Annotated in this window: 24 protein-coding genes; 12 read left to right on the top strand and 12 right to left on the bottom strand. The window is 72.6% G+C overall.

Annotated features, from left to right (window positions below; translation table 11 throughout):
- Nucleotides 1-94 precede the first annotated feature (94 nt).
- Nucleotides 95-1,150 (top strand): DUF6183 family protein, encoded by a 1,056-nt coding sequence (locus tag GTW40_RS11610; protein WP_161180084.1) that lies wholly within the window; start codon nucleotides 95-97, stop codon nucleotides 1,148-1,150.
- A gap of 49 nt (nucleotides 1,151-1,199) precedes the next feature.
- Here GTW40_RS11610 and soxR read toward each other — a convergent pair whose 3' ends face one another.
- Complete coding sequence (soxR, locus tag GTW40_RS11605) at nucleotides 1,200-1,658, bottom strand: redox-sensitive transcriptional activator SoxR (protein ID WP_161180083.1); 459 nt, start codon at nucleotides 1,656-1,658, stop codon at nucleotides 1,200-1,202.
- Nucleotides 1,659-1,771: 113 nt separating this feature from the next.
- On the opposite strand from soxR, the gene GTW40_RS11600 reads away from it, so the two are divergent.
- The gene (locus GTW40_RS11600) at nucleotides 1,772-2,233 is read left to right on the top strand and encodes a MaoC family dehydratase (RefSeq protein ID WP_161180082.1); all 462 of its coding nucleotides are present in this window, start codon (nucleotides 1,772-1,774) and stop codon (nucleotides 2,231-2,233) included.
- On the opposite strand, the gene GTW40_RS11595 is transcribed toward GTW40_RS11600, so the two are convergent.
- The 3 genes from GTW40_RS11595 to GTW40_RS11585 form a co-directional block, all read right to left on the bottom strand.
- Nucleotides 2,224-2,859, bottom strand: a complete 636-nt coding sequence (locus GTW40_RS11595; RefSeq protein ID WP_161180081.1) for a TetR/AcrR family transcriptional regulator — start codon at nucleotides 2,857-2,859, stop codon at nucleotides 2,224-2,226. The two genes, GTW40_RS11600 and GTW40_RS11595, sit on opposite strands and share 10 nt — an antisense overlap.
- A gap of 89 nt (nucleotides 2,860-2,948) precedes the next feature.
- Complete coding sequence (locus tag GTW40_RS11590) at nucleotides 2,949-3,236, bottom strand: YiaA/YiaB family inner membrane protein (protein ID WP_161180080.1); 288 nt, start codon at nucleotides 3,234-3,236, stop codon at nucleotides 2,949-2,951.
- Nucleotides 3,237-3,296: 60 nt separating this feature from the next.
- On the bottom strand, nucleotides 3,297-4,448 hold the full coding sequence (locus GTW40_RS11585; RefSeq protein WP_161180091.1) for an acyl-CoA dehydrogenase family protein: 1,152 nt from the start codon (nucleotides 4,446-4,448) through the stop codon (nucleotides 3,297-3,299).
- Between the two features lie 85 nt (nucleotides 4,449-4,533).
- On the opposite strand from GTW40_RS11585, the gene GTW40_RS11580 reads away from it, so the two are divergent.
- The 3 genes from GTW40_RS11580 to GTW40_RS11570 all read left to right on the top strand — a co-directional run bounded on the left by GTW40_RS11580 (nucleotide 4,534) and on the right by GTW40_RS11570 (nucleotide 7,090).
- Entirely contained in the window at nucleotides 4,534-5,175 is a 642-nt protein-coding gene (locus tag GTW40_RS11580; RefSeq protein ID WP_161180079.1) for a TetR/AcrR family transcriptional regulator, read from the top strand.
- Between the two features lie 59 nt (nucleotides 5,176-5,234).
- Nucleotides 5,235-5,939, top strand: coding sequence for a winged helix-turn-helix domain-containing protein (locus tag GTW40_RS11575; protein ID WP_161180078.1), 705 nt, complete (start codon nucleotides 5,235-5,237; stop codon nucleotides 5,937-5,939).
- A 110-nt stretch (nucleotides 5,940-6,049) separates the two neighbouring features.
- Entirely contained in the window at nucleotides 6,050-7,090 is a 1,041-nt protein-coding gene (locus GTW40_RS11570; protein WP_237525461.1) for a DMT family transporter, read from the top strand.
- Between the two features lie 10 nt (nucleotides 7,091-7,100).
- On the opposite strand, the gene GTW40_RS11565 is transcribed toward GTW40_RS11570, so the two are convergent.
- From GTW40_RS11565 to GTW40_RS11550, 4 genes are all read right to left on the bottom strand, one after another.
- The gene (locus tag GTW40_RS11565) at nucleotides 7,101-8,195 is read right to left on the bottom strand and encodes a Zn-dependent alcohol dehydrogenase (RefSeq protein WP_161180077.1); all 1,095 of its coding nucleotides are present in this window, start codon (nucleotides 8,193-8,195) and stop codon (nucleotides 7,101-7,103) included.
- A 14-nt stretch (nucleotides 8,196-8,209) separates the two neighbouring features.
- Nucleotides 8,210-9,598: an aldehyde dehydrogenase family protein gene (locus tag GTW40_RS11560; protein ID WP_161180076.1), complete on the bottom strand. Its 1,389-nt coding sequence runs from the start codon at nucleotides 9,596-9,598 to the stop codon at nucleotides 8,210-8,212.
- Between the two features lie 111 nt (nucleotides 9,599-9,709).
- On the bottom strand, nucleotides 9,710-11,956 hold the full coding sequence (locus GTW40_RS11555) for a molybdopterin oxidoreductase family protein (protein WP_161180075.1): 2,247 nt from the start codon (nucleotides 11,954-11,956) through the stop codon (nucleotides 9,710-9,712).
- A gap of 136 nt (nucleotides 11,957-12,092) precedes the next feature.
- Nucleotides 12,093-12,707, bottom strand: coding sequence for a TetR/AcrR family transcriptional regulator (locus GTW40_RS11550; RefSeq protein ID WP_161180090.1), 615 nt, complete (start codon nucleotides 12,705-12,707; stop codon nucleotides 12,093-12,095).
- A gap of 123 nt (nucleotides 12,708-12,830) precedes the next feature.
- Here GTW40_RS11550 and hmgA point away from each other — a divergent pair, with 123 nt between their 5' ends.
- From hmgA to GTW40_RS11535, 3 genes are all read left to right on the top strand, one after another.
- The gene (gene hmgA / locus GTW40_RS11545) at nucleotides 12,831-14,144 is read left to right on the top strand and encodes a homogentisate 1,2-dioxygenase (RefSeq protein ID WP_161180074.1); all 1,314 of its coding nucleotides are present in this window, start codon (nucleotides 12,831-12,833) and stop codon (nucleotides 14,142-14,144) included.
- A 66-nt stretch (nucleotides 14,145-14,210) separates the two neighbouring features.
- Nucleotides 14,211-14,960 carry a GntR family transcriptional regulator gene (locus tag GTW40_RS11540; RefSeq protein WP_161180073.1) on the top strand — a complete coding sequence of 250 codons (750 nt, stop codon included), beginning with the start codon at nucleotides 14,211-14,213 and terminating at the stop codon, nucleotides 14,958-14,960.
- A 153-nt stretch (nucleotides 14,961-15,113) separates the two neighbouring features.
- Nucleotides 15,114-16,265: a type ISP restriction/modification enzyme gene (locus GTW40_RS11535; protein WP_202485729.1), complete on the top strand. Its 1,152-nt coding sequence runs from the start codon at nucleotides 15,114-15,116 to the stop codon at nucleotides 16,263-16,265.
- 221 nt (nucleotides 16,266-16,486) lie between these two features.
- Here GTW40_RS11535 and GTW40_RS11530 read toward each other — a convergent pair whose 3' ends face one another.
- From GTW40_RS11530 to GTW40_RS11520, 3 genes are all read right to left on the bottom strand, one after another.
- The gene (locus GTW40_RS11530) at nucleotides 16,487-16,756 is read right to left on the bottom strand and encodes a hypothetical protein (protein WP_161180071.1); all 270 of its coding nucleotides are present in this window, start codon (nucleotides 16,754-16,756) and stop codon (nucleotides 16,487-16,489) included.
- Between the two features lie 126 nt (nucleotides 16,757-16,882).
- A complete protein-coding gene (locus tag GTW40_RS11525) occupies nucleotides 16,883-17,692 on the bottom strand; it encodes an anti-sigma factor (RefSeq protein ID WP_161180070.1) in 810 nt (269 codons plus the stop codon).
- A complete protein-coding gene (locus GTW40_RS11520; RefSeq protein ID WP_161180069.1) occupies nucleotides 17,689-18,231 on the bottom strand; it encodes a sigma-70 family RNA polymerase sigma factor in 543 nt (180 codons plus the stop codon). The genes GTW40_RS11525 and GTW40_RS11520 overlap by 4 nt, the downstream gene beginning before the upstream one ends.
- A gap of 217 nt (nucleotides 18,232-18,448) precedes the next feature.
- On the opposite strand from GTW40_RS11520, the gene GTW40_RS11515 reads away from it, so the two are divergent.
- The 4 genes from GTW40_RS11515 to GTW40_RS11500 all read left to right on the top strand — a co-directional run bounded on the left by GTW40_RS11515 (nucleotide 18,449) and on the right by GTW40_RS11500 (nucleotide 25,076).
- Nucleotides 18,449-19,987, top strand: a complete 1,539-nt coding sequence (locus GTW40_RS11515; RefSeq protein ID WP_161180068.1) for a DUF4331 domain-containing protein — start codon at nucleotides 18,449-18,451, stop codon at nucleotides 19,985-19,987.
- A gap of 152 nt (nucleotides 19,988-20,139) precedes the next feature.
- The gene (locus GTW40_RS11510; RefSeq protein WP_237525460.1) at nucleotides 20,140-21,621 is read left to right on the top strand and encodes a tetratricopeptide repeat protein; all 1,482 of its coding nucleotides are present in this window, start codon (nucleotides 20,140-20,142) and stop codon (nucleotides 21,619-21,621) included.
- Nucleotides 21,618-23,381 (top strand): sulfite exporter TauE/SafE family protein, encoded by a 1,764-nt coding sequence (locus tag GTW40_RS11505; protein ID WP_343245667.1) that lies wholly within the window; start codon nucleotides 21,618-21,620, stop codon nucleotides 23,379-23,381. Before GTW40_RS11510 ends, GTW40_RS11505 begins: the two co-directional genes overlap by 4 nt.
- A 27-nt stretch (nucleotides 23,382-23,408) precedes the next feature.
- Nucleotides 23,409-25,076: a serine/threonine-protein kinase gene (locus GTW40_RS11500; protein ID WP_161180067.1), complete on the top strand. Its 1,668-nt coding sequence runs from the start codon at nucleotides 23,409-23,411 to the stop codon at nucleotides 25,074-25,076.
- Between the two features lie 70 nt (nucleotides 25,077-25,146).
- On the opposite strand, the gene GTW40_RS11495 is transcribed toward GTW40_RS11500, so the two are convergent.
- Nucleotides 25,147-25,941 carry an SGNH/GDSL hydrolase family protein gene (locus tag GTW40_RS11495; RefSeq protein ID WP_161180066.1) on the bottom strand — a complete coding sequence of 265 codons (795 nt, stop codon included), beginning with the start codon at nucleotides 25,939-25,941 and terminating at the stop codon, nucleotides 25,147-25,149.
- Nucleotides 25,942-26,206: the final 265 nt, after the last annotated feature.

Below are 26,206 nucleotides of genomic sequence, written 5' to 3'. Positions count from 1 at the left end.
GGGCGTTCGATGCGCCTCCCGCACGCCGTGCGGCCGGAAACGGGTTCCGCACCTGACGGGCGTCGGGCAGAGTGATGTCACCATGCGCGACGACATGACCGAGCAGCTCCTGGAACTGTGGGCCGCCCGCGAAGCCGGGGGCCCGTCCGAACACGCCTCGCTGCTGTACCGGTTGCAGACGGCCCTCGCCGCGACAGCGGGACGGCGGAGCCTGCGCGCTCTGATGTGCCTGCCGAACAGCCTGCCGGACGGAGGACCGGCGCGGGCCACGGCCGAGCGGCGTCTGGCCCGGCTGGTGGCCGGGAGTCAGCGGCCCGAGGACATCGTCGCGGTCGTCTACGACGAGGAGGCGGGCATCGCGGCGTCGGACGAGTTCAAGGCGTGCCTGCTGCACGAACTCGTACTCGAAGGCGTCGCGGTCCCGGAGTACCCCGCTCTGCGGTCCTTCGGTGAGGCGCTCGTGACGCGGCGGCATCCGCTCGCCCGTCTGCCGCTCCGTCTGCTGCCCGCGGAACGTGCCCTGCTCAGACCGGCGGACGCCCCGCGCGACTGGACGTGGACGCTGCCTCCCGCGACGGTGGAGGCGCACGGCGACCGGCCCGAACTCCACGTCTCGGCGGAGACGCGCGGGCGCGGCGCCGCGTTCGATCCGGTGGAGGTCACCGTGCCCGAGGTGGCCGAGGCCATGGGTGCCGTGGTGCGGCACTGGTGCGAGGAGTCCAACGGCACGGTAGCCACGCAGGAGTTCTGGTGCCCGTCCCCCGTCCCGGCGGACGACTTCGCGGCCGTCTTCGAGCGGCTGCCGCTCACCCCGTGGCCGGAAGAGGAGCAGCGGGCCCGGCTGCGTCCGGCCACCTCGGACAGGGTGCTGCGGGTGCTGCTCACCGCGGCCGTGCGCGCCCCCGCCTACGGCGACGGCATGTCCGGCGCGTACGGGCGGCTCGCCGTCTGGCGCACACTCGGCGCCCTGGTCGGCACCGCCCCGGACGCGCCGGTCGACGACACGGCACTGCTGGTGGAGCAGGCGCACTGGTTCATCGCCGACCCCTCTTCGGACTGGTTCCACCAGGTGGTCTGGGACCTTGCCGTGGCCGTGCTGCGCCCGGGCGGACAGGACATCGCGGTCCTCGCCGCCACGGACACCGACTGATACGAGCCGATACGAGCCGATACGGGCTGACGCGAGCGCCCCGCTCCCGTCAGCGGCGCTCCCCCATCAGCCGGGAGCCCACCTGCTGTTCGCCCCGTGCGTCGTCGGGGTTGGACAGGACGCAGCTCTTCAGGGAGAGGCAGCCGCAGCCGATGCAGTCGGTGAGGTGGTCGCGGAGGCGGTTGAGCTGGGCGATGCGGTCGTCCAGTTCGGTGCGCCAGGCCTCGGAGAGACGGGCCCAGTCCTCGCGGGTGGGGGTGCGTTCCTCGGGAAGTTCGGCGAGGGCCTCGCGGATCGTGGCGAGGGGGATGCCGACGCGCTGGGCGGCGCGGATGAAGGCGACGCGGCGCAGGGTGTCGCGACAGTAGCGGCGCTGGTTGCCGGGGGTGCGCCGGCTGTGGATCAGACCCTTGGCCTCGTAGAAGTGCAGCGCGGAGACGGCGGCGCCGCTGCGCGCGGACAGCTGGCCGACGGACAGCTCGTGGATCTTCTCGGGAATCCGGGACACTCCTCAGAGCCTACCGACCCGCCGCGCGGAGTCCGTTGACAGGCACCGTACACCCGACCATGCTAAGCAGTTGCTTAGAGATATGAGCGAGACGCGAGCGAGAGGCCGGGAACATGGCAGAACCGAGGACCTTCACCTCCCCCGACGAGCTGAAGGCGGCCGTGGGCGAGCAGCTGGGCCACACCGACTGGCTGGAGGTCGACCAGAAGCGGATCGATCTGTTCGCCGAGGCCACCGGGGACCACCAGTGGATCCACGTCGACCCGGAGAAGGCCGCGGCGGGCCCGTTCGGGACGACCATCGCGCACGGCTACCTCACCCTCTCGCTGCTCCCCCTCTTCGGGCCGCAGCTCATCGCGGTCGAGGGCGTGAAGATGGGCGTCAACTACGGCACCAACAAGGTCCGTTTCCCCGCCCCCGTACCCGTCGGCTCCCGGCTGCGCGCCACTGGGACGATCACGAACGTGGAGGACGTGCCCGGCGGTGTCCAGGTGTCCGTCGCCTTCATCGTGGAGCGCGAGGGCGGCGAGAAGCCGGTGTGCGTGGCGGAGTCGGTGTCCCGGTACTACTTCTGACCGGTACGGCTTCCCACCATCCGCAGCACCAGGTCGGCGTAGAGCGCGCCGACCTGCTCCGGGGTGCGCGGTCCGTCCACGTTGAACCAGCGGGCCACGTCGATGCAGAGCGAGAGCACCGCGAGGGTGGTGCCCTGCACGTCGGGCACGTCGAACTCGCCCGCGGCCACGCCGTCCTCGATGATCCCGCGCACCTCGGCGTCCACCTGGCGGCGCAACGCGAGGATCTCGGCGCGCGCGTCGGGCGAGAGCGCGTCCAGTTCGTACTGCACGACGCGCGCGGTGGTGCGCCGCCCGGCGTGCCAGCGCACGAAGGAGCCGACCGCGTCGGCGAGGCGCTCGGTGGCGCTCCCCTCGCGCCGGGCGGCCGTGCGCATGATGTCCAGCGCCTTGTCGTGACCGATCCGGCTGATCCGGTGGAGCAGCTCTTCCTTGGTCTTGTAGTGGATGTAGAGCGCGGCCGGGCTCATGCCCGCGCGGCCCGCGATGTCACGGGTCGTCGTCGCGTGGTAGCCGCGCTCGGCGAAGGCCTCCACGGCCGCGACGAGCAGGCGCCGGGCCGCGTCAGGGGTGACCTCGGCCCACGGCTCCATCTCGGCGCCGGCCGTCTCCTCCGCCGTACTCATCGCTCACTGGCCCCTCTCGCTGACAGGAGCACCACCATACCGCCGAAGGTGAGCGCCCGCTTAGCGTAGGCGTCCCGGTGGCCGGGGGGTCACAGCTTCTCGAACGGGTCGTGCGCGGCGAGCAGCTTGTCCACCCGGGCCTGGTCGACCCGGCTGACGATCTGCCCGGCCTCCTGCCGGTCCCGGATCACCTTGGCGAGGGTGAACGCCGAGGTCACGAGGTACAGGACCGCGATGGCGAGGAAGCCACGCACCCAGGCGTCCGCGTGCAGACGGTAGATGCCGATGGCCGTGGCCGTCATGGCGACGGCGAACGAGGCGACGGCCTGCCCGTAGAAGGCCGCCGTGCTCTGCTGCTTGACCGGTGATTCGCTCATGGCACGAGTGTCGGCGGACGCGGCCCGCGCCACATCCGCCAACGTACTCAGTACGGATACTCAGAACGCCGAAACGCCGGTGAGCGCCCGTCCGATGAGCAGCTTCTGGATCTGGCTGGTGCCCTCGTAGAGGGTCATCACGCGGGCGTCGCGCAGGAGCTTGCCCGCCGGGTACTCGTCGATGTAGCCGTAACCCCCGTAGACCTGAAGGGCGTTGGAGGCGGCGCGCACGGCGGCCTCGGAGGCGAACAGCTTGGCCTTGGAGGACTCGGTGGCGAACGGCTGCCCCCGGTCGATCAGGTCCGCGACCCGCCAGGTGAGCAGCCGGGCCGCGTCCACGTCGACCGCGATGTCGCTGATCAGCTCCTGCACCAGCTGGTGGTGGGCGATGGACTTGCCGAACTGCTCGCGTTCCCCGGCGTACGACACGGCCGCGTCGAGGGCGGCCTGGGCTATGCCGACACAGCCCGCCGCGACCGACATCCGGCCCTTGGCGAGCGCGGACATGGCGACGGAGAAGCCCTTGCCCTCCGGGCCGACCAGCGCGGAGGCGGGCACCCGCACGTCCTCGAAGACCAGCTCGGCGGTGGCCTGGCCGCGCAGCCCGAGCTTGCCGTGGATGGCGCGACGGGTGAGGCCGGGGGTGTCGGTGGGGACCAGGAAGGCGGAGACGCCCTTGTGGCCGGGGGCGTCGGTGGAGCGGGCGAAGAGCAGGACGACGTCGGCCCAGGTGCCGTTGGTGATGAACGTCTTGGCGCCGTTGATCACATAGTCCCCGCCGTCCCGTACGGCCCGGGTGGTGAGGTTACCCGCGTCGGAGCCGGTGCCGGGCTCGGTGAGGCCGAAGCAGCCGACGTACGCGCCGGAGGTGAGCCCCGGCAGCCAGCGCCGCTTCTGCTCCTCGTCGCCCCAGGCGGCGACCGACTTGGCGACCAGGCCGAGCGAGACGGAGACGATCCCGCGCACGGAGGAGTCGCCGCGTCCCAGTTCCTCGGTGACCAGGCAGTACGCGAGGTGGTCGCCGCCCGAGCCGCCGTACTCCTCATCGATGGTCAGCCCGAGGAAGCCGACCTCGCCGAGCTTCTTCACGATGCCCCGGTCGACCTCTTCGGCGCGGTCCCACTCGGCCGCATACGGGGTGACCTCGCGCGCGACGAAGTCCCGGGCCAGGCGGCGTACGGCGGCCTGCTCCTCGCTCAGCTCCAGGTTCACCATGCGATCACCTCACCCCGGGCCGCACCGGGCCCGCGTTAAATTAGCAGTGCTAGTTTCTTGCGGCAGCCCTACTATGTGCGCCATGGCCCGACCGCGCAAGCCCCTCCTCAGCACCGACCGGATCGTCGCGGCGGCGCGGGAACTCGTGGACACCGAAGGACTCGCGGCCGTCTCCACCCGGCGGCTCGCCGCCGAACTCGGCGTGAGCGGGCCCTCGCTCTACAACCACTTCCGCACCAAGGACGAGATCCTGGAGGCGGTCGCGGACTCGGTGAGCGCGCAGGTCGACCTGTCGATGTTCGAGGACGGCCGCCCCTGGCGGACCGCGCTGCGCGACTGGGCCGTCTCCTACCGCTCCGCCCTGCGCGACCACCCCAACATCGTCCCGGTCCTCGCCCGCGGCCCCGGCCGCCGCCCGGCCGCGCTGCGGCTGGCCGACGCGGTCTACGGCGCGATGGTGGACGCGGGCTGGCCCCCGGCCCAGGCCACCTCCATCGGCGCGCTGATGCGGTACTTCATCATGGGCTCCGCGCTGGGCTCCTTCGCCGGGGGCTTCGTGGACGACCAGAGCGCCTACGACCCGGCCGACTATCCCCACCTCGGGCAGGCGCATCTCCTCGCGGAACAGCAGGAGAAGATCGACGAGCGGGCTTTCGAGACGGGGCTCGCGGCGCTGCTCGACGGGCTGGAGGGGCAGTTCGCGGGGGTGGGGCGGGTCGGCTGAGTGGGCTTCGGCGGTTCCTTCGGTGGGCGCCGAAGTGTCCGTCCCCCATGCTGGAACGCATGACCGCCAAGGACCCCCGGGCCCCCGGACTCGCCTCGCTCGCCGCACTGATCGCGGACGAGACGCGGGCCGCGTGTCTGCTCGCCCTGCTGGACGGGCGGGCGTGGACCGCCGGTGAGCTGGCCCGGCACGCGGGCGTCGCCGCGTCCACGCTCAGCGAGCACCTGGGCAAGCTGGTCGCGGGCGGCCTCCTGGCCGAGGAACGCCAGGGGCGGCACCGGTACGTACGGCTCGCCGGGCCCGAGGTGGCCCAGCTGATCGAGGACCTGACCGCGCGGCTCCCCGAGGACGCGATGCGCCAACGGCCGCGCACGCTGCGGGAGTCGAGCGCCGGGGCCGCGATGGCGCGGGGGCGTACCTGCTACGACCATCTCGCCGGGCGGCTCGGCATCGCGCTCACCGACGGGCTGACCGCGCGGGGGCTGCTGCGCCAGGACACCGGGTTCGCGCTGACGCGGGCGGGGTTGGAGTGGTTCGGCGCGGTGGGCATCGAGCTGGACCGCTCCGGGCGACGGCCACTGGTCCGCGCGTGCCTCGACTGGACCGAGCGGCGGCCGCATCTCGCGGGGGCGGCGGGGGCGGGGTTGTGCCGGCACGCGCTGGAGTCGGGGTGGTGCGAGCGGATCGGGTCGGGGCGGGCGGTGCGGGTGACTCCGTCGGGGGAGCGGAAGCTTTATGAGTTGCTCGGGGTTTCGGTGGGTTGATGTCGTGAGTCGGGTGCGGGCCCGCTTGGGCTGGTCGCGCAGTTCCCCGCGCCCCTGTCTTGGTTGCCGTGGGCTCCAAAGAGTGAGCCCTCCCATGTGTCAGGAGCTTGATGAACGTGTCCTCGTCCCGGTCCGTGCTGCCCACCGCGGCCGCCGTCGTCACCGTTCTGCTGTGGGCCTCCGCCTTCGTGGCGATCCGGGCCGCGGGGGACGCCTACTCGCCGGGGGCGCTGGCGCTCGGGCGGATGCTCGCGGGGAGTGTCGCGCTGGGCGCGCTGTGTCTCCTGCGGCGCGAGGGGTGGCCGCCACGCGCCGCCTGGCGGGGCATCCTGATCTCCGGGGTGCTGTGGTTCGGGTTCTACATGGTGGTCCTGAACTGGGGCGAGCGGCAGGTGGACGCGGGGACGGCCGCGCTCGTGGTGAACGTGGGCCCGCTGCTGATCGCCCTGCTCGGCGCCCGGCTGCTCGGTGATCCGATGCCGCCCCGGCTGCTCGCGGGGATGGCGGTGTCGTTCGCGGGCGCGGTGGTCGTGGGCCTCTCGATGTCGTCCGGGTGCGGCGGTTCCTCGGTGCTCGGCGTGGTGCTGTGCCTGCTCGCGGCGGTCGCCTACGCGGGCGGGGTGATCTCGCAGAAGCCCGCGCTCGGGTCGGCCAGCGCCTTGCAGGTGACGACGTTCGGCTGCCTGGTCGGGGCCGTGTGCTGCCTGCCGTTCGCGGGGCAACTGGTGACGGAGGCGTCCCGCGCGCCGCTCACCGCGACCCTCGACATGGTGTACCTCGGCGTCTTCCCGACCGCCCTCGCCTTCACCACCTGGGCCTACGCGCTGGCTCGTACGACCGCCTCGCGGATGGGCGCTACGACGTACGCCGTCCCGGCGCTGGTCGTGCTGCTGTCCTGGCTGGTGCTGGACGAGGTGCCGGGGCCGTTCACGCTGGTGGGCGGGGTGCTGTGCCTGGCGGGTGTGGCGGTGTCGCGGTCCAGGGCGCGGGCGCGGGTGGTGCGGGTCGGGGCCGCCGCCGGACCGGAAGGAGAGCCGGTGGCGGCACCGGTGGCCGGTCCGGTGGCAGAACCGGTGGCCGGTCCGGTGACGGAGCCGGTGGCCGGTCCGGTAGCTGGTCCGGTGGTCGAGCGGCGGCCCGAGGAGGTCTGATCCGCAGAGGTCAGTCGGCGTCCTCGAAGAGCACCAGGGAGCGGCCGCCCTTGCCCGCGAGCATGTTCTCGAAGGCCGAGGGGATGCCGTCCAGGGTGATCCGTTCCGTCACCAGCGCCTTGAGGTCCAGCCTGCCTTCGCGGACGTGCTCGGCGAGGACCGGGAGGTCGCGGGCCGGGTCCGAGTCGCCGTAGACGCAGCCGGACAACGTCCTTCCCCAGTGGAAGAGTTCGAGGGCGTTGAAGGTGACCTGCTGGTCCTTGCCGCCGATGCCGACGACCGTGGTGCGGCCGCCGCGCCGGGTGGATTCCCAGGCGGCGCGGATGGCGGTGGCCACGCCCGCGCACTCCACGGCCGCGTCGACGCCCTCGCCTCCGGTGAGGGCGCGGATCTCGCGGGGCGTCTGCGGCGAGGCGAGGAGGAAGTCGGTGGCGCCCGCGCCGCGCGCCAACTCCTCCTTGTCGGCGGAGACATCGACGGCGACGATCCGTTCCGCGCCCGCGATGCGCGCGGCCTGGAGTGCGGCGAGGCCGACGCCGCCGACCCCGAACACCGCGACGGTCTCACCGGGTTGTACGCGGGCGGAGTGGTGGACCGCGCCGTAGCCGGTGAGGACGGCGCAGCCGAGGAGGGCCGCGTCGGTGAGCGGGATGCCGTCGGGCAGGGGCAGCGCGCAGGAGACGGGGACGACCGTCTCCTCGGCGAACGCGCCCACGTTCAGGCCGGGATGGAGTTCGGTTCCGTCGGCGGTGCGGGCGTGGACGGCGGCGGCGCCGTTGAGCGCGTTGCCGCAGAGCCAGACCTCGCCGCGCGCGCAGGCGGGGCAATCACCGCAGGCGGGCGCCCAGTTGAGGACCACCCGCGCGCCGGGCGCCAGATCGGTCACCCCCTCCCCCACGGCGACGACGGTCCCGGCGCCCTCGTGGCCGAGGACGGCCGGGACGGGGACGCGCAGGGTGCCGTTGGCCAGGGAGAGGTCGGAGTGGCAGACCCCGGCGGCGGCGAGGCGTACCCGGACCTGGCCGGGGCCGGGTGCGGGCAGCTCGATGCCGGTGATCTCCAGGGGTTCACCGACGGCGGGCAGGACGGCGGCTCGTACGGCCATGGTCACCGACTTCCTCAGAACTGGAGGGACTTGGTCTGGAGGTACTCGGCCAGTCCGTACGCGCCGAGTTCCCTGCCGACCCCGGACTGCTTGTAACCACCGAAGGGGGCAAGGGGGTTGAAGCGGCCGCCGTTGATGTCGACCTGGCCGGTGCGCATCCGGCGGGCGAAGGCGGCGGCCTCCTCCTCGTCTCCGGCCCAGACGGCTCCGGCGAGGCCGTAGACGGTGCCGTCCGCGATGCGCAGGGCGTCGTCCTCGTCGTCGTAGGGCAGGACACACAGGACCGGGCCGAAGATCTCCTCCTGGGCGACGGTCATGTCCGGGGTGACGTCCGCGAACACGGTCGGACTGACGAAGTACCCCTGTTCGCACGGGGATTCGGGGCCGCCCGCGACCAGCCGGGCACCCTCGGCGACACCCTTCTCGATGTAGCCGCGCACCCGGTCGCGCTGGCGTTCGCTGACGACCGGGCCGATGCGGTCGCCGTACTTGGCGGCGGCCGCCGCGGCGAGCGTGACGGCCTCGTCGTACTGGTCGCGGTGGACCAGCATCCGGGTCCACGCGCTGCACGTCTGGCCGGAGTTGGCCATCACGTTGGCGACACCGACGTTGACCGCCTTGGCGAGGTCGGCGCTCGGCAGGATGACGTTGGCCGATTTGCCGCCGAGTTCCAGGGCGACGCGCTTGACGCCCGCTCCGGCCGCCGCGCCGATCCGGCGGCCGACCGCCGTGGAGCCGGTGAAGGACACGAGGTCGACTCCGGGGTGCTCGGCGAGGGCCTGTCCGGCGACCGGGCCGAGTCCGGTGACGAGGTTGAACACCCCGGCGGGTACGCCCGCTTCGTGGACGGCCTCCGCGAAGAGCTGGGCGGTCAGCGGGGTGTTCTCGGCGGGCTTGAGGACGACCGCGCAGCCCGCGGCGAGTGCCGGGGCGACCTTGGCGACGATCTGGTGGAGGGGGTAGTTCCAGGGGGTGATCGCGGCGACGACGCCCACGGGTTCGTGCAGGACGGTGGAGTTGCCGACCTTCTCCTCGAAGGCGTGGGTGGCGGCCAGTTCGGCGTAGGACCCGGCGACCGCGACGGGCAGACCGGCCTGCACGGCGCGCGCGAACTCCGGCGGGGAGCCCAGCTCGGCGGTGATCGTCTCGGTGAACTCGTCCGCACGGGCGGCCAGGGCGTCCCGCAGGGCGGCGAGCCGGGCCGCGCGCTCGGCCGGGGGCGTGGCCGCCCAGCCGGGGAGCGCGGCGCGGGCGGCGCGTACGGCGGCGTCCACGTCCTGGGCGTCGCCCGCCGGAACCCGGCCGATGACCTGCTCGTCGGCCGGGTTGACCACCTCGATCACATCCCGGCCGGTGGCGGGGCGCCAGGCGCCGTCGATGTAGAGATCGTCGTGTGCCTTCATGGTGTTCCTCCCGGCGGGTCCGGCGTGCGGCGTGTGCTCCAGGGTGGTGCGGGGCGGGCCGGGAAACAAACTAGCGGCGTTAGTTTTCGGCCGCCAGGGGTTCCGGGGCGGTCACCGGGGTTCCGGGACGGCCACGCGGGTCAGCTCGACCGGTATGCCGTTCAGCACGGCGTTGCCGGAGAGCGGGTCGAGCAGGGTGCCGTCGAGCAACTGGTTGACGTTGACGCCGGGTTGGGCGGCGGCGTGGCCCTGGCGGGTGCCGGGGCGGTCGTGGCCCCAGCCGTGCGGGAGGCTCACCACGCCGGGCCGGATGCCGTCGGTGATCTCGGCGGGCGCCGTCACCTCTCCCCCGGCGCCTTTCACTCGTACGGGTTCCCCGTCGCGCACGCCGAGCCGGGCCGCGTCCTCGGGGTGGAGGTGCAGGGTGCAGCGGTTGGTGCCGCCGGTGAGGGCGGGGAGGTTGTGCAGCCAGCTGTTGTTGGAGCGCAGATGGCGGCGGCCGACGAGGACCGGTCCGGCGGGCCGCTCGCGCAGGGCCTGCCGCAGCCGGGGCAGGTCGGCGGCGAGGGGAGCGGGCAGCAGCTCCACCTTGCCGCTGACCGTCTTGAGCGGCTGGGGCAGCCGGGGGCGGAGCGGGCCGAGGTCGATGCCGTGCGGGTGGGCGAGGAGCCGGGCGAGGGTGAGGCCGTCCGGGTCGGCGCCGAAGCCGTCGCCGTAGGGGCCGAGGCGCAGCATCAGGTCGAGACGCCGCTCGGGGCCGTCGTCGCCGGTGAGGCGGGCGGCGAGTTCCCGCGGGTCCTGGCCGTGGACCGGGGAGTGGGGTTCCTTCACGGCTTTGGCGAGGGTCTGCTCGACGACCATGGCGTCCACCGAGCCGGGGTCGGCCTTCGGCATCCCGGTCGCGGCGAGGACGAGCCGGGCGTGGATCTCGGTCTCGGCCATCCGGCCCGGCTCCAGCGGGACGGCGGGGCGGCTGTAGCGGACCTGGTTGCGGACGGCGAGGGTGTTGAAGGCGAAGTCGTGGTGCGGGCTCTGCGCGGGCGGGGGCGGGGGCAGGACGACGTCGGCGTGGCGGGAGGTCTCGTTGAGGTAGGGATCGACGGCGACCATGAAGTCCAGTGATTCCAGGGCCTTGTCGAGCCGGTCGCCGTCGGGGGCGGACAGCACCGGGTTGGCCGCGATCACGACGAGGGCGCGCAGCGGCTCGCCCTGCCCGGTCTCGGTGTCGATCTCCTCGGCGAGCGCGGACAGCGGCAACTCCCCCTTCGCTTCCGGGAGTTCCCGCACACGGGAGTGCCAGCGGCCGAGCGTGAAGCCGCGTCCGGGTCCGGCCGGGCGAGGTGTGCGGTCGGTGGCGGCCTGCGGGAAGAGGGCACCGCCGGGACGGTCGAGGTTGCCGGTGAGGGTGTTGAGGACGTCCACGAGCCAGCTGGCCAGGGTGCCGTGCGGGACGGTGCAGCTGCCGATGCGGGCGTAGACGGCGGCGGTCGGGGCGGCGGCGAGTTCGCGGGCGAGGGTGCGGATGAGGGCGGCGTCGACGTCGCAGGCGTCGGCGACCGCCTCGGGGGTGAAGTCTTCTAGGGCCGCCCGGAGTTCGGGGAGTCCCTGAACATGTGCGGCGAGGTCGCCGAGGTCGGTCAGCTTCTCCTCGAACAGGGTGGTGGCGAGCGCGGCGAGCAGGAGGGCGTCGGTGCCGGGGCGTATGGCGATGTGCCGGTCGGCGAGGCGTGCGGTGCGGGTGCGGCGCGGGTCGATCACGGTGAGGTGTCCGCCGCGGGCCCGAAGCGCCTTGAGTTTTCCGGGGAAGTCGGGGGCGGTGCACAGACTCCCGTTGGACTCCAGGGGGTTGGCGCCGATCAGCAGCAGATGGTCGGTGTGGTCGAGGTCGGGCACGGGGATGGCGTTCGGGTCGCCGAAGAGCAGGCCGCTGGAGACGTGCTTGGGCATCTGGTCGACCGTGGAGGCCGTGAACACCGAGCGGGTGTGCAGCGCGCCGATCAGGAGGGACGGGTAGAGGCCGCCCGCCACGGTGTGGACGTTGGGGTTGCCGAGGACGACGCCGACCGCGTCGGACCCGTACCGCTCCGCGACCGGGCGGAGTCCGGCGGCGACGGCGTCGAAGGCTTCCTCCCAGGTCGCCTCGCGCAGCTCGCCGTCGACCCGGACCAGCGGGGTGCGCAGCCGGTCGGGGTCGGCGTCCAGGGCACCGAAGGCGGCACCCTTGGGGCAGATGAACCCCTTGCTGAAGACGTCCTCCCGGTCGCCCCGGGCGCTGGTGACGCGGGTGCCCTCGATGGTGAGGGTCAGTCCGCAAGTGGCCTCGCACAGAGGGCAGATACGCAGGGCGGTGCGGGACACGGGTCCTCCCGGAGGGTCGGCGGCGCTGCCTCCCGGGGCCTGGACTCGGGCCTGAACCTGGACCTGGCCGACGGGCTGGGGCGAGCATACCGACCGGTTGGCATGGTGGGGAGACCCCTGAGCGAGCCCGGCCGGTTCAGTCCAGTACGCGACTCAGATAGGCCCGCAGCAGTTCCCGCGTCTCGGCGATGATCGCGGCGTCGCCGCGCGGGTCCATCCGGAAGGCGAGCTGGACGAGCGTGTCGGCGCCCTCCACGGCCACCAGGAGAACCCGGCGCAGCTCGTCGTCCGGGGTGCGGCCCAGATGGCCGGAGAGCAGGTCGGTGAAGCGGTCCGCCACGCGGGTGTTGGGCGCGGACTGGCGGCTGCCGACCGGTATCTGGTTGCCGAAGTCGACGAGACAAAAGCCGGGCGCGGTGCGCTTCATGCTCAGGTACTCGTCCAGGACGACGTCCATCGCCGCCCGCCAGTCGCCCTCGCGGGCCTCCTCCAGCCGTTCGGTGACGCGCTCGGTGTAGCGGTTGAGGTTGCGCAGGGCGAGGGCGCCGGCCATCTGGCGCTTGTTGCCGAAGAAGCGGTAGACGGAGCCGATGGGGACACCGGCGCGTTCGGCCACGGCACGGGTGCTCAGCGCGTCGTAGCCGACCTCGTCGAGGAGCACGGCGCACGCGTCGAGGATTCGGGTCAGCCGTTCGGCACTGCGCCGCTGGACGGGCGCGCGGCGGAGCGATGTCACATGGGGCACGGCCACATGATGCCCCGCCACAGGGTTCCGGTGAAGCGCGCCCCCTTGCGCCGGGGCCCGCTCATTCCTACGGTTCTACAGAGGAATGGGGCGGCCGCCGGAGCGCGTCCCGGGCACGAGGGAGCGATCATGGGCGCGGACGCGCGGAAGACCGCCGAGGCACTGTCGTATCTCACCGGGTTCGGCAACGAACACGCCTCGGAGGCGGTGCCGGGCGCCCTGCCCGAGGGCCGCAACGCGCCGCAGCGCGCGCCGTACGGGCTGTACGCCGAGCAGCTGAGCGGTACGGCGTTCACCGAGCCCCGGGCGCACAACCGCCGCTCCTGGCTGTACCGCATCCGCCCCTCGGCCGCGCACCCGGAGTTCACCCGCACCGGCAACGGCGCGATCCGCACCGCTCCCTTCACCGAGACGGTGCCCGACCCGAACCGGCTGCGCTGGAACCCGCTGCCCGAGCCGCCCGCCGGGACCGACTTCCTCGCGAGCCTGTGGACGCTGGGCGGCAACGGCGACGCGACCCAGCGCACCGGCATGGCCGTGCACCTCTATCACGCCGACTCCTCGATGGAGCGCGTCTTCTCGGACGCGGACGGGGAGCTGCTGATCGTGCCGGAGCGGGGCGGGCTGCTGCTGCACACCGAGTTCGGGCGGCTCCATGTGGAGCCCGCACAGGTGGCGCTGATCCCGCGTGGGGTGCGCTTCCGTGTGGAGCTGCTGGATGCCTCGGCTCGGGGCTATGTGTGCGAGAACTATGGTGCGCCACTCCGGCTGCCCGACCTCGGCCCCATCGGCGCCAACGGCCTGGCCAACCCGCGCGACTTCCGGGCGCCCGTCGCGGCGTACGAGGACGAGACGGGCCCGGTGGAGGTGGTGAACAAGTTCTGCGGCAACCTCTGGACGGCCACGTACGACCACTCCCCGCTCGACGTGGTCGCCTGGCACGGCAACTATGTGCCGTACATCTATGACCTGCGCCATTTCAATGTGATCGGCACCATCTCCTACGACCACCCGGACCCGTCGATCTTCACGGTCCTCACCTCGCCCTCGGACACTCCGGGGCTCGCCGGGGTGGACTTCGTGGTGTTCGCGCCGCGCTGGCTGGTGGGCGAGGACACCTTCCGCCCGCCGTACTTCCACCGGAACGTGATGAGCGAGTACATGGGCCTGGTCCAGGGCGCGTACGACGCGAAGGCGGAGGGGTTCGTGCCGGGCGGTGGCTCGCTGCACAACATGATGTCGGCGCACGGCCCGGACCGGGAGACCTTCGAGAAGGCGAGCGCGGCGGAGCTGCGGCCGCAGCGGATCGACGACGGTCTGGCCTTCATGTTCGAGACCCGCTGGCCGGTCACGCTCACCCCGCACGCGGCCGGTGCCGACCATCTCCAGCCGCGCTACGACGAGGTGTGGCAGGGCCTGGAGCGGCACTTCAGGGCGCCCTGACCTCGCCCCGACCTCGCCCTGACCGCTCCATTGCGCTGATCCTCTCCGACAGGTACGGATAGCCGCGTGACCTCTTTCGCTCCGGATTCGATCGTCCTGAACCGCAAGCTGCCGCTCTGGTACCAGGTGTCGCAGTCCCTGCGCGCCTCCATCCTCGGCCGCTCGCCCCAGGACCCGCTGCGCCTGCCCACCGAGGAGGACCTGGCGCGGCACTACGGCGTGAGCGTGCTGACCATGCGCCAGGCCCTCAAGGAACTGGAGGACGAGGGCCTGATCAGCCGCCACCGCCGCCGAGGCACCTTCATCGAACCCGACGCCCGGCGCGGGGCCCCGGTACGGCTCCTGGGCTCGGTCGACGCGATCGTCGCCCAGCAGTCCGGCATGACCAGCGAACTCCTCGACCACGGCCACGTCCCCGTCCCGACGGCCCTCACCGAGTACTTCCCCGACCTCACCGAGGTCGCCGTCTACCACCGTCTGCGCGGCGACGAGAGCACCGGCGAACCCACCAACCACGCCGTCAACCACATCCGCCCCGAACTCGCCGCCCGCATCGACCCCGCCGACCTCACCCGCCGGCCGATGACGAAGGTGCTGCGGGACATCGCGGGCGCGGACATCGGACGCATCACGGACACAGTGGAGGCCCGGCTTGCCGACCCGGAGACGGCACGACTGCTCCAAGTGCCGCTGCTGAGCCCGATCCTGCACTACACGGGGATCACGTACGGCTCGGACGGGCGGGTGCTGGACGTGGCGGTGATTCAGTACCGGGGGGATCGGTTCTCGTTCACGGTGACGCTGGACGCGACGTGAGGGCGGAGCCGGGGGCGGGGGCGGGCTCGGTGTGAGCGGGCGCGGCTTCGGGCCCGGGTGCGGGCGCGAGCACAGGCGCGGGTGCGGATGCGGATGTGGGCGCGGGCGCGGGTGCGGCTCATCCTCGTGTCCCGGCGCCGGACAGGTCGTACGATGCCGGGCGTGACGTACGACGACGACGCTCCGCCGCTGGCGGACCTCATGCCGTGGTCCGTCGCACCGCTGCGGCCGGGCCGGGTGTGGCCGACGGCGCCCGACGCGGGGTCGCTGAAGGCCCGCTGGGCGGCGCTGCTCGCGGCCGAAGGGGCGGAGCGCGAGGGGCTGTTCGAGGTGACGCGGGCGCGGTCGCTGCGGTCGGCGGTGTCGCAGTTGCCGGGGCATCCGGGCGGTACCGAGCGGCTGGCACGGGCCTCGGGGCCGTGCGCGGAGCCGGTACGGGTGCTGGCGGCGCCGTTCGACGAGCGGTGGCTGATCCCGGACCACCGGCTGCTCGACGCGGCGCGTCCGGAGCTGTGGCGGGTGGCGGACGCGCACCAGGTGTTCGTGGTGGAGACGGGCGGCGACGCGCTCCTCGCGACCTCCCTCCTGCCCACACTCCCTTCTGGGCGTATCCGTCCGCTGTACCGCCGCCCCGGCGGCACGGAACCCAACCTGGCGCCGGGGCTGTTGGACCAGCTGGCGCGGACACTCGGGGTCCGGCCCACACCGGAGGACTTCCTCGCCTGGACCCTGGCCGTGATCCGGTCCGACCGTACGGTCCAGCTCACCGGTGACGCCGAAGTATGGGCGCGGGGAGTTGAGTTGGGGCACCGGCTGCTCTGGCTGATGCGTCGCGACGGCGACCGTCCCAAGCTGCCCGGAGGCCGACGCCCCTACGTCCGCGCCCCGTTGCCCGCACAGCCGAGCACCTTGGGCTACGACGCCGACACCGAGACCCTGTGCCTGGACGAGGGCCGTATCTCTCCCGTGCCGCGCTCGGCGTGGGAGCACGAGGTGTCCGAAGTCCGCACCCTGGAAGCCTGGTTCACCGCTCGCACGACCGCGCCCGCACCGGGCACCCTCGCGGCGATCGGCCCGGCGTCTTGGCCCCAGCCGTGGACCTCGGAGCTGCTGGAGCTGATCACGGTCCTGGCGCTGCTGGCGGAAATCGCCCCGGGGAGGGCGGAGTTGAAGGTGACGTCGCCGCTCACCGCGACGGAGCTGTACCGGGCGGGAGTGCTTCCGCCTCCGTCTTCCACCCGTCGTCCCGCGTCGGTCCTGGATCACCAGGAGGAAGGCCCGGAGGGGCAGTTCGCGCTGCTCTGACGGCAGCGCCCGCACATCTGCGGGTCGGTGGCGCACAGGCGGGGAACGCCCAAGGCGGCACACGCCGGTTCGCCGCGAAGCGCGCCGTGGGAATGACGGACGGCGGGTCGCGGCGCTGTGCCGGGACGGCGTGGCAGCCTGAGCGTGGGTCGTACAAACCGGGCCGGAGCCGGACTCGCGGGGTGGGCTCGAAGAGAGCCCCGGTGCGGTCCGGTCTCCGGTCAGTGGCTGCCGAAGAGGGAGCGCCGCAGGCGGCGCAGGGGGGCGAAGAGGGAGACCCGGCGGACCCGGGCACCCCGGTCGCTGCGACGGTGCGTCGTGTCGCGTGCGGTCAGCTCGCGCATCAGCGAGGTCGCTTCGACCGTCTTCTGCTGCGGGATGGCAGGGCCCGCCAGCACCGAGAGATGGCGGTCCAGGCGCGAACTGCTCGCGCTGCTGCCGCAGGTGATCGCAGGAACCCTGGCCCTGCTGCGCATCGTTATCTGTTCCATGTCACTCCCCACCCGTACGAATCCGCCCGGCCCGGGCAGGGTAACCCTATCGTCCCGGTTGGGCACACGTGTATCTCGGCCACGGGATTCACCTTCCCCACAAGGTGGTTGATCATCCCGCTTTGACTACTCTCCGAATCCGACCGATTTCAGGGTGAGTTGGACAATGGGCTGGCCAGTGGGGCGCACTGAACCGCCGTCGGGTTCGACCGTCACGGCGAGTGACGCCGAGGACTTGTCGAGTCCCTTGGCGACCAAGGGCGTGTCGCCGGTGAGGAGCCCGAGGGAGCGCGGTTGCGCGTGGGGGCGCACGAGCCACAGCTGGTGGACGCGCCCTCCGCTCGGGGTGCCGTAACCGCTGAGCGTGACGACGGCCCGCCCTTCCGAGGCGGAGGCGATCACGGCCATGCTCCGACCGCGTGCGTCCGTCCCGCCGGTGGCTCGGGCGTCCGGCGCGGCCAGGACGTGGGCGATCTCACGCGAGCGCGCCTGCTCGGCGGCCAGCCGGTCCTGGGTGCGGTTCGCCTGGACCGCGAAGAGGGAGGCGACGACGAGCGCGGCCGCGGCGGTCGCCGTGGCGAACGGCACCAGCAGCGGGCGCGTACGGCGGGCCGGTGGCGGCTGTGCTCCCCACACATGTGGGGGCAGCTGGGCCACGCGCTTGCGGACCGGCGCGGCGGGCGGTTCCTGCGGGGTGGCGCGGACGGCGGCGAACACCCGCTCGCGCAGGGCGTCGGGCGGCGCGACGGTGGTGGTGGACCAGGCGAGCCGGACCACGTCGTCGGCGAGGGCGCGGGTCTCGACGGCGCACCGGTCGCAGGTGGCGAGGTGCCGCTCGAAGCGGCGTCGTTCGCCGGGTTCGAGGGCGTCGAGGGCGTAGGGCGCCGCGAGGGAGTGCGGGTCGTCGCGGCGCAGCAGCCGTCCGAGGAGGCTCACGCGGCACCTCCCAGGCAGTTGCGCAGTCGGATGAGGCCGTCCCGCATCCGGGTCTTGACGGTGCCGAGCGGCAGTGAGAGCCGTTCGGCGACCTCACGGTAGGTGTAGCCGTCGTAGTAGGCGAGGGTGACGGACTGGCGCTGGAGCGCGGTGAGCCGGTCCAGACAGTGGCGCACCCACTCACGCTCCAGTCCGGCCTCGACCTCTTCGGAGACGTGGTCGAAGGCGGGTTCACCGGCGCGCAGGGCCTCGCGCTGCTCGCGTTCCCCGGCCGCGCGGACGCTGCGTACCCGGTCCACAGCGCGGCGGTGGGCGAGGGTGAGGATCCAGGAGAGCGCGCTGCCCCGGGCGGGGTCGAACCTGGTCGCGGAGCGCCAGAGTTCGAGCAGCACGTCCTGGACGACCTCCTCGGACTGCGCGGGGTCGCGCACGATGCGCCGGACCAGTCCGAACACCGGCCCGGACACCAGCGCGTACAGCTCCTCGAAGGCCTTCTGGTCACCACCGGCCACGCGCACCAGTAGCTGGTCCGCCTCCATCCGGGCCCCCCTCACCTGGCTCCCCCGGCCGCAGCCGGAACTGCCCGTGACCCCACGCATCCGCACGAACGCACACCTCCGGCGGAGGATACGGACCGGAGGCGCGAAAACGCGGGTCGGGAACGAGGAAAAGAAAATTCCCCGACGGCCAATCCGAAAGCCCTCTCCGCTCCGTATACCCGTCCGTCAAGGCAAGTTGGCACTGAGGACGGACGGCATGACACCTCTTTCTTCCAGGAGCGGCACGGGGCGCAAGGGCCTGATACCGCTCATCTGCGGCGCGTTGGCCGCCGGCGGGCTCGCGGCCGCCGGTACCGCCGCACTGGCACCCGGGGCGGCCTCCGCCTCCTCGCACCGCGAGGCCCCGCTGATCTCGGGCACCCCGCAGTACGACAACACCGACCTGTACGCGTTCGTCAGCCCGGACAAGCCGGACACGACGACGATCGTGGCGAACTGGATCCCGTTCGAGGACCCCGCGGGCGGCCCGAACTTCTACACGTTCGCGGACGACGCGCAGTACGACATCCACGTCGACAGCGACGGGGACGCGCAGGACGACCTGACCTTCCGCTACACGTTCAAGACCCATACGAAGAACGGGAACACGTTCCTCTACAACACCGGTCCGGTCACCAGCCTGGACGATCCCGACCTGAACGTGACGCAGACGTACGACATCGAAGTGATCCGGTCGAAGAACCATCACGTGATGTCGAAGTACAAGATGGTCCGGAACGCTCCGGTCGCGCCGTCGAACGTGGGCAAGGCGTCCATGCCGGAGTACGCGAAGCTGCGTGACCAGGCGATCAAGAAGTCGGCGTCCGGAGCGGCGACGTTCGCGGGCCAGGCGGACGACCCGTTCTTCCTGGACCTGCGCGTCTTCGACCTCCTCTACGGCGGCAACCTGAGCGAGGTCGGGCGCGACACCCTCAAGGGCTACAACGTCAACACGATCGCCCTCCAGGTCCCCAACAGCCTGATCCGCCAGTCCGCCGAGCAGCCGGTCGTCGGTATCTGGTCCACGACCCAACGGCGCAACGCCCAGGGCTACTTCTCGCAGGTCTCGCGTCTCGGCAACCCGCTCGTCAACGAGGTCGTCAACCCGCAGAAGGACAAGGACCGCTTCAACGCGTCCCAGCCCTCCCACGACGCGCAGTTCCTGAAGAACGTCACCAACCCCGAACTGCCCAAGCTGATCGAGGGCATCTACAAGATCAAGGCGCCTGCCGAGCCGCGCAACGACCTGGTCGACGTGTTCCTCAAGGGCGTCAAGGGGCTCAACCAGCCGCCGAACGTGAAGCCTTCGGAGCAGCTGCGGCTGAACACCTCCATCAAGCCCGCCATGCACCCCAAGCGGCTCGGCGTGCTCGACGGCGACAACGCGGGCTTCCCGAACGGGCGTCGGCTCACCGACGACGTCGTGGACGAGGCCCTCCAGGTCGTCGAGGGTGAACTGGTCGGCTCCAAGAACGACTTGGGTGACGCGGTCGACGCGAACGACCAGAAGTTCGAGAAGTACTTCCCGTACGTCGCCCAGCCCACGGCCGGTTCGCGTGGCAGCCTCGCCAAGGGCACGACCGCCGGTGCCGACGTCCGCAGCGCCCTCGGTGACGCCCTCCAGCCCGCCTCCGCCGCTGGTGGCTCGAACAACACCGTCCTGATCGCCGGTTCGGCGGCCGCGGGCGCGGCCGGAGTCCTGCTGATCGGTGTCGCCTTCGGCTGGTGGCGCCGCCGTATGCAGCGTCCGTACTAATCCTGACCGGGCGCGGTCCGCGTACTCCCCCACGGCGGACCGCGCCCATCTTTCCGACCCCATCAGGTGACCTTGGAGAGGGCATGACCCCGCGCGTGAACGAGACGGCCTCCGGCGGAACGACCGAGGAAACGACCTCAGACAAAGGGGAGTTGACGACGGAGGAAGTCGAGCGCGACGGGGCGCCCCTGGCGGTCGAGGGGGTCGGCACCGACGAGGCGCCGGGGAGCATTCCGCCCGCGGAGCCCTCCCCCACCGCGCAGGACACCCCCGCTCGCCCCGCCGACCGCCCCGACGACACGCCCCGACGGACCCGGCGTATCGCGGAGCGGGCCGGGATCGCCGTGCTGCTCGCCATCGCCGTCACCGGAGGTGCCATCGCTGTCGGCGCCGCGCGGGACAAGGCGCCGGTGGCCGCCGTGGCGGTCTCGGCCGCCGTTGACCCGGGGGCGCTGGCGAGCGGGAACCCGGACGCGGCGATCGCCGCGCTGCAGGCGCATCTCAAGGCGCAGCCGAGGGACTCCGACGGATGGGCCACGCTGGGTCTCGCCTATGTGGAGCAGGCGCGGACCAAGGGGGACCCGGCCCGGTACCCGCAGGCGCAGGCCGCGTTGAAGCGGGCCCTCTCGCTCTCCCCGCACAGCGATCAGGCGCTGGCCGGACAGGCCGCGCTCGCCGCCGCCCGGCACGACTTCAAGGGAGCGCTCACGAACGCCGACCGGGCGCTCGCCGAAAACCCTTACAGCGAACGGGCGTTGTCCTCCCGTATCGACGCGCTGGTGGAACTCGGCCGGTACGACGACGCGTCCCGCGCCGCCGACACCGCCGACGCCCGCAAGCCGGGCGTGCCCGTGTTCACGCGGTACGCCTATGTCCGCGAGCTGCGCGGCGACGTACCGGCGGCCCGGCGCGTGCTGGAGCAGGCGCTCGGCGCCGCCACGTCGAAGGGCGACATCGCGTACGTGGCCGCGCAGCTCGGCCAACTCGCCTGGAACCAGGGTGACTACAAGTCCGCCCTCACCTCCTACGCCCGCGCCCTCGCCGCCGACGAGAACTACCTCCCCGCGCTGGAGGGTCGCGCCCGCGCCCAGGCGGCGAGCGGGGACCGGGCCGCGGCGATCAAGGGCATGGAACTCGTGGTCGCGCGCTACCCGCTGCCCGGCCCGCTGGTCGAACTCGGCGAGCTGTACGAGGCGCGCGGCGGCGCCGGTGACCGCGAACGGGCGCACGACCAGTACGCGTTGGTCGAGGCGTGGATCGCGATCGCCCACGCCAACGGCGTCGACGCCGACCTCGACACCGCGCTCGCCGCCGCCGATCACGGCGACAAGAAGGCCGCCCTGCGCGCGGCCCGCGCCGAGTGGGCCCGCCGCCACACCGTGCACACGGCGGACGCCCTGGCCTGGGCGCTGCACGTCAACGGCCAGGACCGCGAGGCGCTTTCGTACGCCCGACGCGCGACGGCCACCGGCTACCGCAACGCCCTCTTCCGCTACCACCTCGGCGTGATCGAACTGGCCACGGGCCACAAGAGCGAGGGCCGCGCCTCGCTGCGGTCCGCGCTGAAACTCAACCCCGGCTTCTCCCCGCTCGGCGCCGCCACGGCCCGCAAGGCACTGGAGGACACCAAGTGACCTCACTCCGCCGCCCGTTGGCCGTCGCCGCCGCCGTCCTCACCGGTGCCTGCGCCCTCGCGCTCGGCCCGGCGACGGCCGCGAGCGCGCACCCGCTCGGCAACTTCACCGTCAACCACTACGACGGTCTCGTGGCCGCCCCCGGCGAGCTGCGCGTCACCCATGTCGAGGACCTGGCGGAGATCCCGGCGACCCAGGCCAAGCCCGACCTCGAACGACTGGGCACGACGGAGTGGGCCCGGCAGCGCTGCGCTACGGCGGCTCAGGGCAGCAGGCTCACCGTCGACGGGCGCCCCGTCGCGCTCACCGTCACCTCGGCCACGGCACGGCTGCGGCCGGGGCAGGCGGGGCTCGAGACCCTGCGCGTCGAGTGCGCGGAGCGGGCCCCGCTGCCCAAGGGCGCGACGCTGACCGTCGGCTTCCACAGCGCGGGGGTGTCCTCCGGGCCCGGCTGGCGGGAGATCACCGCGCGGGGCGACCGGGTGACGCTGACCCGCTCCGACGTGCCGTCGAAGTCGGTCTCCCACGAACTCACCCAGTACCCGGCACAGTTGCTGTCCTCCCCCGCCGACACCTCCACCGCACGGCTGGGGGTACGGCCCGGCGGCGCGGCCCTGTCGGCGGAACGGGACGCGCCCGCCGCCTCGGTGCTGCCGCGCGGCGCCGACCGCTGGACCCAGGCCCTGAACGACCTGGTCGCCCGGCATCACCTGACCGTCGGCTTCGCCGCGCTGGCGCTGCTCATCGCGGTCGTGCTCGGCGCGATGCACGCGCTCGCCCCGGGACACGGCAAGACCATGATGGCCGCGGCCGCCGCCGCGCGGGGCGGCCGGGCCCGCATGCGGGACGTCCTCCCCCTCGCCGCCTCGGTGACCGTCACCCACACCCTGGGCGTGGTCGGCCTCGGCGTCCTGGTCACGGCGGGCTCCGCCGCGGCCCCCTCGGTGATCGCCTGGCTGGGCGTGGCGAGCGGCGCGCTCGTGCTGGTGGCGGGGGCGACGCTGGTACGGAAGGCGTGGCGGGGGCGCGGGCTCGCGGGGCACGAGCACGGACACGAGCACGCGCACGGGCATGACCATGGGCACGACCACCACCATGACCACGGTCACGAGCACGATCACGAGCACCCGCACCCCCACGCCCATCAGCACGCGGAGTCCCGTCCGTTGGCCCTGGTGGGCGCGGGGCACGAACACGCTCGGGGCGATCACCATGTGCACGAGCACCATGTGGGCGGGACACATGTGCATGAGCACCATGTGGGCGCGGCACATACCCACGACCACCATGTGGACGCCACACATGCGCACGACCACCCGCACACCCACGACCACCCCCACCCTCACCCCCACGCAGACGCCCCCCACACCCTCGTCCACACCCACAACGGCCACACCCACTCCCACCCCACCGCCCCCACCCTCCGCGGCACGATCCTGCTCGGCTTCGCCGGTGGTCTCGTGCCCAGCCCCTCCGCGGTCGTCGTGCTGGTCGGGGCGGCGGCGCTCGGGCACGCCTGGTTCGGGCTGCTGCTCGTCGTCGCGTACGGTGCCGGGCTCGCGCTGACGCTGACTGCGGCGGGCTTCGCCGTCGTCCGGCTGGGCTCACGGGTGAACCGGCTCCTCGACCGTCACCCGCGCCGCACCGCCCACCCCCTGACCGCCCTGGCCCGCCGCTCACTCCCGCTCGCCTCTGCGCTGACCGTCGTGGCCCTGGGCGCCGGATTGATGCTCAAGGGGGTCGCAACGGCCTTCGGCTGAGCTACTTTTGGGGAGGAATCGCGCGAGATGCCGTGGGGGGCGCCCGTGTCAGAAGAACCGGGACGCGACCGTTTGATCGCGGGCCGCTACCGTCTGCTGTCCCCGCTGGGCCAGGGCGGCATGGGCACGGTGTGGCGCGCCCGTGACGAGGTGCTGCACCGTGACGTGGCCGTCAAGGAGGTGCGGGCCCCGGCGGGTCTGCCCGCCTCCGACGTGGAGCGGATGTACGCCAGGCTGGAGCGCGAGGCGTGGGCGGCGGCCCGTGTCTCGCACCGCAACGTGGTCACGGTGTACGACGTGGCGATGGAGGGCGGCCGCCCCTGGATCGTGATGGAGCTGGTGCGCGGCCGGTCGCTCGCGGACGCGCTGGAGGCGGACGGACCGCTGCCCCCGGACCGGGCGGCACGGATCGGCGCCGAGGTCCTGGCCGCGCTGCGCGCCGCGCACAGCGCCGGGGTGCTGCACCGGGACGTGAAGCCGGCGAACGTACTGCTCGCCGAGGACGGCCGCGTGGTGCTGACCGACTTCGGCATCGCCACGGTGGAGGGCAGTTCCGCCATCACCATGACCGGCGAAGTGATCGGCTCACCCGAATTCCTGCCGCCGGAGAGGGCGTTGGGGCGTACGCCGGGACCGGAGTCGGACCTGTGGTCGCTGGGTGTGCTGCTGTACGCGGCCGTCGAGGGCGGCTCGCCGTTCCGCCGGGACACCCCGCTCAACACGCTGCGCTCGGTGGTCGAGGACGAGTTGCCGGAGCCGCGCCGGGCCGGTCCGCTGACGCCGGTCCTGGAGGGCCTGCTGCGCAAGGACCCGGCCGAGCGTCTCCCCGCCGGGCGTGCCGAGCAGGACCTGCGCCTCGTCGCGGCGGGCGGCACACCGCGTACCGAGACGCTGCCCACCGTGCCGTACGCCCCCACCGTCTGGACCCCACAGCCACCCACACCCACCCCGCCCCGGCCCACGACCCCCCTCGCGGGTGCGGGAGCGGGAGCGGCGGCCGGAGCCGGGGTCGCAGCCGGAGCCGGAACCGGAGCCGCCGGAGGGGAAACAAGGCCGCAGCCGACCACCAGCGGTGGCGCCCGTGTCGCCCTGATCGCGGGCGTGCTCGCGCTCGTCCTGGCCGTGGCCGGTCTCACCTACGCCCTCCTGGACCGCGACAACGGGAAGCGGGGCGACGAGGGCAAGTCCGGCGGAAGCCCGACCACCACCAGCACCACGAGCCGCTCCCCCACCCGGAACACCAAGACCGCCGCGCCCCCGCCCACGCGCACCAGCAGCAGCCCGGCGAGCAGTGCCCCGGCCCAGTCCGTGCACGTCACGGTGGCGGGGGAACACACGGAGTACGACGACACCTGCCCGCCGCCGGAGGACGGCGCGCCCGCGTTCACGGCGACGTTCACGGTGGGGAGGGTGCCCGCCCAGGTGGAGTACCGCTGGCGGCTCGCGCACGGCTCGCTGCCGGACGACGGCTGGCGGACGCTGTCGTTCCCGGAGGGCGGGGAGCTGACCAAGCGGGTGCGGGTGACCGTGACGACCTGGTCGGACAGCGGGACGATCGAGAACGCGATCGGCGTGGAGGTGCGCTCGCCGGTGAAGGCGGAGTCGAATCAGGTGCCGTTCTCGGTGACGTGCCGGACGGCGACGACGGAGACCCCGACGGACGGGGCCTCCGCTTCGGCTACGTACTCACCCTGACGAGCCGCTCGCCCTCACAAGGGTCACCCTTACAAGGGACGCCCGTCAGCGGCGGATTCACCCGTGAGGGTCAGGCCGCGTTGGTGAGGACGGGGAGATAGCCACCGGACTGTCCGGCGGCCGTGGGGTGGTAGGACTCGCCGATGTCGAGCCAGTCGACGCTGTGCAGCCAGGAGTTTCCGGAGCAGATCTCGTGGCCGGAGAACGTGTTGCGGACGTCGCCGAAGACGAAGCCGTGGGCCTGGGCTCGCTTCTGGATGGCGCTGTTGATGTAGTCGGCCGCGCCGTTTATGGCGGACCGCTTGGTCTCGGAGAGGCCGAGGCAGCTCTGCCCGAGGAGGTAGAAGCGGGGGTAGCCGATGACGACGACCCGGGCGGACGGGGCGCGGGCGCTGATCTGGTTGTAGACGGCGTCGAGCTTGCCGGGGAGCGTGGAGTCGATGTACGCCCGCGCGGTGTTGATGCGGGACAGGCAGGTGCTGTCGGACTGGATGACGCAGGTGGTCATGACGTCGGCGAACCCGGCGTCGTTGCCGCCGATGGTGATGGACACCAGTCCGGTCGAGGAGTTGAGGGAGCCGAGCTGGTTGGCGAGCACCTCGTCGGTGCGGGCGCCCGAGCAGGCGTTGAAGGCGAACGAGGACGGGGCGTGCGCGGCGTTCCAGAGGTAGGGGTACGCCTTGGTGCTGCGGTCGCAGTCACCGCTGGAGCTGATGTAGCTGCCCGAGCCGACTCCGGAGGAGTAGGAGTCGCCGAGCGCCACATAGCCGCCACCGGCGGCCTGGGCCTGTCCGGCTCCGGCCATCCCGAGGCCGGTGGCGAGGAGGAGTGAAGTCACGTATGCCGCAAGTCGGGTACGTCTCATGGAACCTCCCTTTAGCAGGATCTCTGCCGCAACTGTGGTACCGGCTACGCGCGTTGATCGGAAGTGTTCATGCCAAAACTATTTGGCTCTCAACTATCTCTCGACAGGATCGCCCCAGGAACTTCACGGCCCCACATATTGCGCAGGCTTTACAGACGTGTTGACGGCACATCACATAAGCGTCTTCGTCACGGAGTTCACGCCCGTCACGGGAACGCACGTGCGGCACAGGCCGTCTTGACGGCCCGCACACGCCTAGGACACA

This window comes from Streptomyces sp. SID4985 (assembly GCF_009863025.1).
Taxonomy (GTDB): Bacteria; Actinomycetota; Actinomycetes; order Streptomycetales; family Streptomycetaceae; genus Streptomyces.
This window is presented reverse-complemented; position numbering and strand designations above follow the sequence as displayed.